Source organism: Caproiciproducens sp. MSJ-32 (assembly GCF_018918055.1).
In the GTDB taxonomy this organism is placed as follows: domain Bacteria; phylum Bacillota; class Clostridia; order Clostridiales; family Clostridiaceae; genus Clostridium.
This window is the reverse complement of the sequence record NZ_JAHLPS010000012.1, coordinates 43,814-55,514: the sequence shown is the minus strand read 5'-3', so window position 1 is coordinate 55,514 and position 11,701 is coordinate 43,814. Positions and strand designations below refer to the sequence as shown.

Here is an 11,701-nt window from a genome sequence, read left to right as displayed (position 1 = left end):
CCTCCAATGATAGTTTTATTTAATTAGGGATAAGCTTTGCAAAGCCTTATACCCCGTATTCTATCAGGAGGTGCTTTTTTTATCCACTCTTAAATTATTTCATTACAGGAATGCTCCTTAAAAACATATAACATTCCCTATTAAACTTACTCTAATAATATTAAGCCCAAAAAGTTAAGAAAATATTATTATTAGGTAAAATAAAGTTATATTTGTGTAAAAAAAATTTAACATAAATAGGGCTGTCTAAACAGCCCCTTAAAAGTAAGTTATATGTTTTTAAGACTTTTTCCAACAATCCATATACCCTTATATAATTTTTATTCAATAGTTATTAATTTGTTATCTTCAACAATTTGTTGTCCTTCTGTACTTAAAATAAAATCTATAAATTTTTGTCCATCCGTAGTTAAATTTCCATCTTTAGTTACTATATTAAATGGTCTAGAAATCTTATATTTACCAGCCTTTACAGCTTCTGCACTAGCTTCTGCCCCTTCAACTGTAACGACATTAACACTATCATCTAAATATTCAAAGGAAACAAATCCTATAGCATTTTCATTTCCTACAACAGTTTCTTTAACTCCACCATTACCATTTGAAATAATTGCGTCCTTCACTAAATCCTTAGATTCATATCCAATTATTTCTTGAAAGGCATCTCTTGTTCCTGAACCTTCTTCTCTTGAAACAACAACTATCGGCGAATCTTTTCCGCCTTCGATTTGCTTCCAGTTGGTAATTGCTCCTGTATATATTCCTTTTATTTGATCAATATTTAAATCTTTTACCCTATTATTTTTATTTAGTATTATAGCAATTCCATCATAAGCAATTACTGTTCCCTTAACTTCCTTCTTTTCTTCATCTTTTAGTTCTCTTGAAGCCATTCCTATTTCTGAAACTCCATTTATTGCATCCTTAATTCCTGCAGATGAACCTGTTTGATTTATTTCAATTGTAATTCCTTCATTTTTATTTTCATAATTTTCCGCCAATTTTTCCATTAAAGGCCCTACTGAAGTAGATCCTGATATAGCTATTTTAATATTTCCTGTACTTTTTGAATTTTCACCATCTTTCTTACTAGCACAAGCAGCAAGACTTGTTGATATTAGCCCTAAAACTAACACACTACATATCATTTTTAAACTTTTTCTTTTCATAAATATCCTCCATATATTAATTTTATTTCTTACTTTATTTACTTTACATCTTTATGATATTTCATGAATGTTAAGCAGATATTATCATTAAGTTAAGATAAATTAAATAAATGTAAAAGACCTTTAACAATTAAGCCATAGAAAAAAGGCTGTTCAAAACAGCCTTCAAACAATCCATTATACATTTCTTTTAATTTTCACTATAAACTTTGATCCTATCCCTAATTTAGATTCAACAAATATTTCACCATTAAACATCTTAACAATATGTTTTACTATTGCTAAACCTAAACCTGTTCCTTTTTTTGCCCTAGATTTATCTACTACATAAAATCTTTCAAAGATTCTTGCTATCTCATCTTCTGGTATTCCAATTCCCTTATCTTCCACTTCAACAAAAATATGTTCTTCTTCATCATAAGTTCTAATTGTTATACTCTTCTCGGCTTCAGAGTATTTTATTGCATTTTCTACTAAATTTAATATCATTTGAAAAAACTTATCGCTGTCTCCTAAAAGATATTTACTTCCTTCATCAACAAAATTAATAATAATATTCTTTTTTATTGCTTGAGGAGTAACCATATTAATCACATCTTCAATAACTTCAGATATATTAAATTTTTCCTCTTTCATTTTATTATTATTTTCTAAATTTGAAAGTATAAGTATATCATTTATTAAACTACTAAGTCTTTCTGCTTCTTTATCAATAATATCTAGGAATTTATTTTTAGTATCCCTATCTTCAACAAAGCGTAAGGTTTCAGAAAATCCCTTAATTGATGTTAAAGGTGTTTTTAATTCATGGGATACATTAGCAACAAATTCACTTCTCATATTTTCTAATCTTTTTAAATCTGTAATATCTTGTAAAGTCATTACAGTGCCTATAGGAATATTTTTATAATTTATAATTTTTGCCTTCTTGACTCTAATAATTTTTTCTACAGGATGTAATATTTTAATTTCTTTTGCCTCTAAACTATCTTTATTTTTAATAAACTCATTTATGTCATAATCTAAAATATACTGAAATATATTTTCACCTATAATATCATCCTTTAAATCAAAAATACATTTAGCATATTGATTAACTAAAATTATATTAAACTTATTATCTACAGCAATAACTCCGCTTTCCATACTTTCTAAAATTGCTTCAAGTTTATTATTCTTATCCATAGAATCCTTTATTTCAGCCTGTAATTGAGCTGACATATCATTAAAGGTTTTTGCTAAAGATCCTATTTCATCATTGCTATAAACTTTTACCCTTTTGCTATAATCCCCTGAAGCAATCTTGTTGGTCACATCTTCCATCTCTTTTATAGGATCTATTATTGACTTTATTAATTTTTTTGAAATTTGAAGGGAAAGGATAATTACTAAAATAATTATAAAAATATAATATTTTATATATCCTTTTGTAATTTCTTGTATTCCTCCAACTGGAATAGATGCTCTTACAATTGTATTATCATCTATTTTAGTAGAATAATAAACATAGCTTATTCCTTCTTTTTTGTCAAAATCAAAACTTTCTCCCAATCCCTTATTAAAGGCGTTAATTACGTCTTCATTCTCTAAATAATTTTCATTTTCTATTTTTACAGTATCAAAGATAGAATTTCCTAAACTATTTATAATAGAAAATCTTACTTTATTATTAAATAATTTTATTTCTCCTAAAGTCTCTTTATTTAACTCGCCACATTTTATTATTATATTATTATAACTAGATAATATTTCTTTTTTATTATTTATATCTCTAATTGTTAATAATACAAAAAAACAACTTGTTATAATAGTAAGGGCTATTACTACAGTTATTAATGTGGATGTCAATATTTTTTTCTTCATATCTTATATATTAGGATTAAACCTATACCCTACTCCCCTTATAGTTTCTATATACTTAGGATTTTTATCATCCGTTTCAATTTTCTTTCTTAAATATCTTATATGAACATCCACAGTTCTTGTTTCTCCAATATATTCATAACCCCAGACCTTATCTAAAAGTGTTTCCCTTGTAAGAATTTTCCCCTTGTTTTTTACTAATATCTCTAAAAGTTCAAATTCTTTTAAAGTTAAATCTACATTTTTATCTAGTACTTTAACTTCCCTGCTCTTAAAATCAATAAATAAGGTTTCAGTTTTAAAAATTTCATCATCATTTTCTGGTGTATTTCCAACTCTTCTAAGAACAGCCTTAATTCTTGCTAGTAGCTCTCTTATAGAAAAGGGTTTAGTTATATAATCATCTGCTCCTAATTCAAGACCTAAAATTTTATCTAATTCCTCCCCCTTGGCAGTTAGCATTATTATTGAAATATTTTTAGTTTCTTTGTTAGTTCTAATTTCTTTACATACATCATAGCCATCTTTTCCAGGTATCATTAAGTCTAACAAAATTAAACTTGGTTTTTCTTCATTTGCAATATTAATGGCATCAATTCCATTTTTTGCTGTCAAAACCTGATAATTTGAATTTTCTAAATTATATCTTATTAGCTCCAAAATGTGTTCTTCATCATCTACTACTAAAATCTTTTCTTTGGCCATAAAAAACTCCCTTCTATTTAATAAAAGTAAAGGAAAATAACCTTCCATAAGTTCCTTCAGACTTTCTGTAAGAAAATAATTTTATATCCTTCTCACAATGAGTGCATAATGTTAAGGAATATATATTTTCTTCCTCTATTCCTGATTCTTTAAGATCTTTTAATATGCATTCTTCCATACTAAGCTTTCTATTCTTGAACAGCTTTTCTTCTTTGATTTTTGTTTTATTTAAAAATTTCTCTTTTAATTCTTCAGAAACTTGATAACAGCATTGTCTAATATGAGGCCCTATAAATACTCTAGTATTCTTTATATCTATGTCATAACTTTCTTTCATTTTTTCTATAGCTTTTTTTACAATAGAATCAAAAGTTCCTCGCCAACCACTGTGTACAGCTGCAACAGCTTCTTTTTCTTCATTTATTATTATTATAGGAACACAATCTGCTGTAAATACTCCTATTGCCAAATTCTTTTCATTTGTTATTATTCCATCCCCTTCATAATTAATTATATTATCATCATTATCATACTTATAAACCTTATCGCTATGAACTTGCCTTAAATAAATAATATTTTTTAAGTTAAATTCTTCTTTTATACTATTTAAATTATTTATTCCTTCTTCTGTACTTCTATTAAAACTTCTACCTTTTTCTGCAGTAGAAAATACTATACTTATTTTACCAACATTATATAATAAAAAATCTTCCCTCTTTTCAAAATTTATTGGTGTTAATTTATTCATAAAATCACCTCACAATTTCATATAGTTAATATAATCTTAACATTTTATATAATTAATTTCTATTTTTATAACCATTTTTAACCTAATTTTAACTGAAATCTCTGATTATTATTAATTAAAAAATTACTTAATAAAAAAGTACTGTTGTCTATTAGAAGACTAAGCTTAATCTTCTTTTAACAACAGTACTTTTCTTAATTATTATTTTTTGATATTAAATTTTTAATTTCTTCTAAAAATGTATTAATATCTTTAAATTCTCTATAAACAGAGGCAAATCTTACATAAGAAATTTCATCTATATCTTTTAATTTATCAATTACCATTTCTCCAATTTGCTTTGATTCTATTTCTGTTATCATCTTATTAGATATCTCTTTCTCAATTTCTTCTGCAATTTCCTCTATTTGTTTTCTAGATACAGGTCTTTTTTGGCAAGCTATAATAATACCATTTATAATTTTCTGTTTATCAAAATTTTCCCTTGTTGAATCTCTTTTTACCACTAAAATTGGAATATCTTCTACCTTTTCATAAGTTGTATATCTTTTTCCACAAGCTAAACACTCTCTTCGTCTTCTTATAGTCTTATTTTCATCAGTGGATCTAGAATCAACTACTTTACTTTCTTCATGTAAACAAAAGGGACATCTCAAGTTTACCAACGCCTTTCAAGAATATATAATTTATGCCCTTATTATACAAGTTTTTCTATATTTTTTCTAGATATTATAATTAAAATTATCCAGCTCTGAACTATCTATTAATATTATTTCCATACCAGCCTTAATAACCTTATCCCATGGTATTTCAATATCCTCTTCTTTACTAAACCATCCTTTTGGAAGTCCAGGAAGTAGAATAGAAACAATCTTGCTGTTCTCAATATCAATAACTATATCCTTTATATATCCTAGCTTTGTTCCAGTTTTTATATCTATTACTTCCATAGTTCTTAAGGCGTTTAATGAATGTAAAAGTAGTTCATTTTCCTTTTCTTTTTCTTCGCTAGACATGTTTTCTTCTAACTTAAAATTATCAAAAAACCCCATAAAACTCTCCCCTTACTAAATTATTAACTTAAAAGAGCTCCTTTAGAGCTCTATACATATTTTCTCATATGCTTTAATGCCGTCTTTTCTAATCTTGATACTTGGGCTTGTGAAATTCCAATTTCATCTGCAACTTCCATTTGTGTTTTTCCATTAAAGAATCTTAAAGTTAATATTAACTTTTCTCTATCATTTAACTTTTTCATAGCTTCCTTTATTGAAATATTTTCAAGCCAATTTTCGTCACTATTTTTTGAATCACTTATTTGATCCATTACATATATTGCATCACCACCATCATGATATATTGGCTCAAATAAAGATACAGTATCTTGTATTGCATCTAAAGCAAAAACAACCTCTTCTCTCGGAATATTTAATTCTTCAGCTATTTGAGAGATAGTAGGTTCTTTGTTATTTTCCTTTACTAATCTATCTCTTACCAGCAAAGCTTTATATGCAATATCCCTTAAGGATCTACTTACTCTAATTGAATTGTTATCTCTTAAATATCTTCTTATCTCACCAATTATCATTGGAACTGCATAGGTAGAAAACTTAACATTCTGCTCTAAATCAAAATTATCTATTGCTTTCATCAAACCAATGCATCCTACTTGAAATAAATCATCTACATTTTCGCCTCTGTTATTGAATCTTTGAATAACACTTAAAACAAGTCTTAAATTTCCCTTTATAAAGGTCTCCCTTGCCTTTTTATCTCCATTCCTTGTTTTTATAAGCAACTCCTTTTTTTCTTTTTCCTTTAAAATAGGTAACTTAGATGTATTTACTCCACATATTTCAACCTTGTTAATCATCAGCTTATCAACTCCTTAGGAAGTAATAACATACTGCATTAAAAAGTATCCCCGAGAGTTAAAGCTTTTATACTAAAGACAAACTAAATCATTTTATTGATTTCTTTTTTCAATCTGTTAATAATTTTTTTCTCTAATCTTGAAATATAGGATTGACTTATTCCCAGCATATCTGCAACTTCCTTTTGAGTTTTTTCTCTTGTTCCATTAAGGCCAAATCTTAGTTTTACAATTTCCTTTTCTCTATCATTTAAATTTCTTAAGGCTAAAAATAATAATTCCTTATCAACCTCATCTTCAATCAAATTATAAACAATATCATTATCTGTGCCCAATATATCAGAAAGTAAAAGTTCATTTCCATCCCAATCTATATTTAATGGTTCATAAAAGGATATTTCCGCTTTAATCTTGCTATTTCTTCTTAAATACATAAGTATTTCATTTTCAATGCATCTTGAAGCATAAGTTGCTAATTTAATTTTCTTATCAGGATTAAAAGTATTTACTGCCTTTATTAAACCTATAGTACCAACAGAGATTAAATCTTCCACTCCAATTCCAGTATTTTCGAATTTTCTGGCAATATAAACAACCAGTCTCAAATTTCTTTCTATTAATATATCTCTTATTGCTTCATCTCCATCTTTAAGTTTTTTTACTAATTCATCTTCTTCTTCCTTTTTTAAGGGTGGTGGAAGAGCATCACTTCCTCCAACATAATAAACTTCACCTTTTATTATTCCTAATTTTTTTAAAATAATATTCAACAAAACTTTTATACTTATCATAATATCACCTATATAACCCCTCTTGATAATAATGCATTAAATTCATTTTCCTTACTTAACTTATTTTTTGAAGCACAAATTATAGCTTCAACATTTATCCATTCACTATTTTTCCCTCGTATTCTAATCTTTTTGCTTTTAAATCCTTGTAAACTCCCCTTTTCAGTAATCGTATTATAGCTAATAAAATATTTTTGATTCTTATTAAGATCTAATAATTTTATAAAATCATTTTCAATAATTATACAAGGTAAATTTGTTACAGGTTCTCTTAATCCATTTCCTGTGTCTAAAAGACCTTTTAAATAAATCACATTTTTATCATCACTTATTTCTATATCATAAATAAAATTCTTAATTAAAGTTCGTTCTTTTATTAAATCTAATATTCTATTTAAAACAATATAAAGCAACATAATAGAAATAATTAAATACTTAATAGAAAAATTTCTAATTTGGAAGTTTTGAAATATACTATATTGGTTGTCCATCAAAGAAAGAGAAAAACTTATGCCACTCAGAGTAAAAGATACTATAAAAAATACTGAAACCATCTTTATAGTATTTTTTAAACTTATCTTTCTTTGAGATATTATGGCCATTATAAACACTATAAGGACTTTTGCTATCATTGAAGATAAGAAGCTGTTTTCTAAAAATATAACCACTGTATATAAGGCTCCTATTAAAGCAGAGAGATATATTTTTCTATTATATTCATATCTAAGCAGCTTCATAGTTATTATTAATAAAAATAAATTAACAGTAAAATTCTCTATAATAAGTATATCTATGTAAACTCTCAAAACCTCCCCCTCCTTTAAAACTAATTATAAACTTTGTTTCATTAAAATTTTGTCATAAAAGTGGATTTCATTATAATTTTTAATCTATTATTTGCTACATTTAATTACAGGTAATTTATAAAAAAAATAAAAAACAACATATTAATAATAAAATTATTAATATGCTGCAAAAAAATAGGACTGCCTACAGGCAATCCTAAATTATTTTCTTGATCTTAAAAAACTTGGAATATTTACACTATCAGTTTCAAAATCTAATAAAGGGTCTACTCTTCTTTTTGTTTCATTAACTTCTTCTTCCCTATTAATAGCTTGTTCTCTATGAACTCTTTTATCGAGTACAGGCTCTTCTTTTAATATATTATTATTATTAGCTCCTTCAAAACCTGTAGCAATAACAGTTATTCTGATTTCATCTGTTAAAGTTTCATCTATAACAGCACCAAAAATTATACTAGCATCTGGGTCAGCTGCTTCTCTAACAATATCAGCTGCTTCATAAACTTCAATAGCTCCTAAATCCACTCCGCCAGTAAAGTTTATAATTACACCAGTAGCTCCATCAATAGATGTTTCTAATAATGGCGATGAAATTGCTTGTTTTACAGCCTCTTGAGCCTTATTATCTCCCTTAGCTATACCAACTCCCATATGTGCTAAACCTTTATTTAACATAACAGTTTCTATGTCTGCAAAGTCAGCATTAACTACCCCTGGTATAGTAATAAGGTCTGAAATTGCTTGTACACCTTGTCTTAACACATCATCTGCTAATTTGAAAGAGTCTAATAGAGTAGTTTTCTTATCTGCCATAGTTAATAATCTTTCATTTGGAATTATAACTAAAGTATCAACAGCTTTCATAAGGTTTTCTATACCCATCTCAGCATGTCTCATTCTTCTTTTTCCTTCAAAAGGGAATGGTTTTGTTACAACTCCAACAGTTAATATATTCATTGATTTTGCTATTTCAGCTACTATAGGTGCAGCTCCAGTACCTGTACCACCACCCATTCCAGCAGTAATAAATACCATATTTGCCCCTTTAATAGCTTCAGCAATTTCTTCTCTGCTTTCTTCTGCAGCTTTTTTACCAATTTCAGGGTTCGCGCCTGCTCCTAGTCCTCTTGTTAATTTTTCTCCAATTTGTATTTTTACATTTGCATGAGACATCATTAATGCTTGTTTATCTGTATTAACGGCAATAAACTCAACGTTCTTTAAACCTTCTTTAATCATTCTATTTACGGCATTTCCACCACCGCCGCCACAACCAATTACCTTAATATTAGTTAATTCTTGCATATCCACTTCGAAATCTAACAAAATAATTCCTCCTTTAGAAAATAGCTACTAGTAATTTTATACTTTGATTATTCTCTCTAAATTTCAGTTATAGTCTACTTATAATACACTAATTTTCATCATAAAAACTCTATATAACGATGCTTTAGTATATTCAAATAATTTATTTCTTTTTAACATATTTCCTTTATAAATTAGTTTTTTTATGATAAAAAATGTAAAATTATATTTTTTTTATAAAAAAAGTCATTATTTTTATAATTATATTTAATGAAATTCAATTATATTTTATCATTTATACTTAAATAACTCAACAGTTTACTTAATTTTATAATAAATTTGCACTGATTAAAATTATTCTTAAAAATATATTCAACAAATTTTTTTTATTTCCTCTTGGTAATTTAAAAAATTAATAAAAAAAACAGAGTTTACTCTGTTTTTTAAAGCATTATAATCCTTTTCAAAGTCTCCTTATCTACAGAATAACTTAAGGCAGTATCTAAATCTATTTCTCCTTTTTTATATAATTCAGCTAAAGCCATATCCATTGTTTTCATACCATATTTTCCACCAGTTTGAATAGCTGATTCTATTTGATATGTTTTACCTTCTCTTATTAAATTTTGAATGCCAGGTGTTGAAACCATAATTTCTAAGGCAGCAACTCTTCCATTATTTTTTTGTGTAGGTACTAATTGTTGTGATATCACTCCCTGTAAAACTGCTGAAAGCTGAATTCTAATTTGTTGCTGCTGATGTGGTGGAAAGACATCGATTATTCTATCAATTGTCTTTGCTGCCCCTATTGTATGTAATGTAGAGAAAACTAAATGTCCTGTTTCCGCAGCAGTTAATGCAATAGATATCGTCTCCAGGTCCCTCATTTCCCCTACAAGAATAACATCAGGATCTTCCCTTAAAATAGCTCTTAAGGCACTTTGATAAGTTTTACTATCCTTTCCTATTTCTCTTTGATTAATTATTGATTTATTATGCTTATGAAGATATTCTATAGGATCCTCTAATGTTATTATATGCGCTTCCCTAGTATTATTAATTTCATTAATTATAGCTGCTAGTGTAGTACTTTTTCCGCTGCCCGTTGCCCCTGTTACTAATACTAGACCTCTTTGCTTTTTAATTATTTCTTTTATAACTTTTGGGTGTTTTAATTCATCTAGGGTTGGAATTTTTAAAGCAATTACTCTTATTGCAATTGCATCACTATTTCTTTGTTTAAATATATTTACTCTAAATCTTCCAATTCCAGAAATAGAATAGGAAGTATCAATTTCTCCAACTTCATTGTATTCAGCATATTTTTCTTCTAAGATCTCCTTTGCAAATTCTCTTAATTCTCCAGGAGTTAATTTATGATCACCTACCTTTTCTAAACTTCCGTTTTTTCTTACAGTTGGAACTAATCCAACTGTTAAATGTAAATCAGATGCGCCCATTTCTATAGTTTTACTTAATAGATCTTTTAATGCATACATTAACTTTTGTCCTCCATGTTACTACTTGCTCTCTATATTAAATATTCTATGAAAAATTTTTATTTCTTTTCTTTAATACAATTATATTTCAAATTTATTTATTTTTCTACTTACTATATAATTCTTTTTTTAATTTTTTGAGAGCTTTTTTTTCTATTCGAGATACATAAGATCTCGATATTCCTAATAATGCAGCTATTTCTCTTTGAGTTCGGCATCTTCCATCAATTAATCCATATCTCATCTTTAAAATTTTACCTTCTCTTTCAGTCAATGAAATTCCAATTTTATTATACAACTGCTTAATTTGTAAATTATTTTCTACTTTTTCTAAAACAGAATCTTTTTCGCTGCTTAATACATCAATTAAGCAAATTTCATTTCCCTCTTTGTCGACCCCTATTGGATCTTGTAAATATACTTCATTTCTTTGCTTTTTATTATTCCTAAAAAGCATTAAAATTTCATTTTCTATACACCTAGAAGCATAAGTTGCAAGTCTAGTTCCCTTAGAGGCATCAAAAGAATCTATAGCTTTAATTAATCCTACTGTTCCTATAGATATTAATTCATCAATATCCTTATTAGGGAAATTATACTTTTTCACTATATGAGCCACAAGTCTTAAATTTCTTTCAATCAATATTCCCTTTGCATTTCTATCTCCCTTTTTCAATTGATTTAAATAATATTCCTCTTCTCCTTCGTCTAATGGTTTTGGAAAAGTATTATTGCCTGTAATATAACCTGTTAAAAATACAGAATTACATAATAGTTCTATAATATTAGATAAAAAAAACATAGAACTTCCTCCTAGTAGTGCTTATTATATAATATGATGAAATTCAAAAATATTGCTTGTGATTTTGTAAATAAAAGTAAATTTTATATTGGATTAATAAAATATTTATAAATAAAAAAAGGACTGCTTCCACAGTCCTT

The 11,701-nt window shown here is 27.0% G+C and carries 12 protein-coding genes; all 12 read right to left on the bottom strand.

Annotated features, from left to right (window positions below):
- Positions 1-320 precede the first annotated feature (320 nt).
- A complete protein-coding gene (locus KQI16_RS01485) occupies positions 321-1,169 on the bottom strand; it encodes a phosphate ABC transporter substrate-binding protein (RefSeq protein WP_216431659.1) in 849 nt (282 codons plus the stop codon).
- Positions 1,170-1,346: 177 nt separating this feature from the next.
- Complete coding sequence (locus tag KQI16_RS01480; protein ID WP_286172827.1) at positions 1,347-3,017, bottom strand: HAMP domain-containing sensor histidine kinase; 1,671 nt, start codon at positions 3,015-3,017, stop codon at positions 1,347-1,349.
- 18 nt (positions 3,018-3,035) lie between these two features.
- Positions 3,036-3,737, bottom strand: coding sequence for a winged helix-turn-helix domain-containing protein (locus KQI16_RS01475; protein ID WP_216431657.1), 702 nt, complete (start codon positions 3,735-3,737; stop codon positions 3,036-3,038).
- A 13-nt stretch (positions 3,738-3,750) separates the two neighbouring features.
- Positions 3,751-4,485: a peptidoglycan editing factor PgeF gene (gene pgeF / locus KQI16_RS01470; RefSeq protein WP_216431656.1), complete on the bottom strand. Its 735-nt coding sequence runs from the start codon at positions 4,483-4,485 to the stop codon at positions 3,751-3,753.
- 194 nt (positions 4,486-4,679) lie between these two features.
- Positions 4,680-5,141, bottom strand: a complete 462-nt coding sequence (nrdR, locus tag KQI16_RS01465) for a transcriptional regulator NrdR (protein WP_216431655.1) — start codon at positions 5,139-5,141, stop codon at positions 4,680-4,682.
- A gap of 66 nt (positions 5,142-5,207) precedes the next feature.
- Positions 5,208-5,537, bottom strand: coding sequence for a YlmC/YmxH family sporulation protein (locus tag KQI16_RS01460; RefSeq protein ID WP_216431654.1), 330 nt, complete (start codon positions 5,535-5,537; stop codon positions 5,208-5,210).
- A gap of 50 nt (positions 5,538-5,587) precedes the next feature.
- Positions 5,588-6,361 (bottom strand): RNA polymerase sporulation sigma factor SigG, encoded by a 774-nt coding sequence (sigG, locus tag KQI16_RS01455; protein ID WP_216431662.1) that lies wholly within the window; start codon positions 6,359-6,361, stop codon positions 5,588-5,590.
- A gap of 80 nt (positions 6,362-6,441) precedes the next feature.
- Positions 6,442-7,149, bottom strand: a complete 708-nt coding sequence (gene sigE, locus KQI16_RS01450) for an RNA polymerase sporulation sigma factor SigE (protein WP_216431653.1) — start codon at positions 7,147-7,149, stop codon at positions 6,442-6,444.
- A gap of 8 nt (positions 7,150-7,157) precedes the next feature.
- Positions 7,158-7,955, bottom strand: a complete 798-nt coding sequence (locus KQI16_RS01445; RefSeq protein WP_216431652.1) for a sigma-E processing peptidase SpoIIGA — start codon at positions 7,953-7,955, stop codon at positions 7,158-7,160.
- 201 nt (positions 7,956-8,156) lie between these two features.
- Positions 8,157-9,281 carry a cell division protein FtsZ gene (ftsZ, locus tag KQI16_RS01440; protein WP_216431651.1) on the bottom strand — a complete coding sequence of 375 codons (1,125 nt, stop codon included), beginning with the start codon at positions 9,279-9,281 and terminating at the stop codon, positions 8,157-8,159.
- Between the two features lie 422 nt (positions 9,282-9,703).
- Positions 9,704-10,759 carry a type IV pilus twitching motility protein PilT gene (locus KQI16_RS01435; RefSeq protein WP_216431650.1) on the bottom strand — a complete coding sequence of 352 codons (1,056 nt, stop codon included), beginning with the start codon at positions 10,757-10,759 and terminating at the stop codon, positions 9,704-9,706.
- 106 nt (positions 10,760-10,865) lie between these two features.
- Positions 10,866-11,561, bottom strand: coding sequence for an RNA polymerase sporulation sigma factor SigK (gene sigK / locus KQI16_RS01430; RefSeq protein WP_216431649.1), 696 nt, complete (start codon positions 11,559-11,561; stop codon positions 10,866-10,868).
- Between the last annotated feature and the right edge of the window lie 140 nt (positions 11,562-11,701).

Excerpts from the sequence above, each read along its gene's own strand:
- KQI16_RS01485 (WP_216431659.1), bottom strand. The coding sequence starts at position 1,169 with ATGAAAAGAAAAAGTTTAAAAATGATATGTAGTGTGTTAGTTTTAGGG.
- KQI16_RS01475 (WP_216431657.1), bottom strand. The coding sequence starts at position 3,737 with ATGGCCAAAGAAAAGATTTTAGTAGTAGATGATGAAGAACACATTTTG.
- pgeF (WP_216431656.1), bottom strand. The coding sequence starts at position 4,485 with ATGAATAAATTAACACCAATAAATTTTGAAAAGAGGGAAGATTTTTTA.
- KQI16_RS01460 (WP_216431654.1), bottom strand. The coding sequence starts at position 5,537 with ATGGGGTTTTTTGATAATTTTAAGTTAGAAGAAAACATGTCTAGCGAA.
- sigE (WP_216431653.1), bottom strand. The coding sequence starts at position 7,149 with ATGATAAGTATAAAAGTTTTGTTGAATATTATTTTAAAAAAATTAGGA.
- KQI16_RS01435 (WP_216431650.1), bottom strand. The coding sequence starts at position 10,759 with ATGTATGCATTAAAAGATCTATTAAGTAAAACTATAGAAATGGGCGCA.
- sigK (WP_216431649.1), bottom strand. The coding sequence starts at position 11,561 with ATGTTTTTTTTATCTAATATTATAGAACTATTATGTAATTCTGTATTT.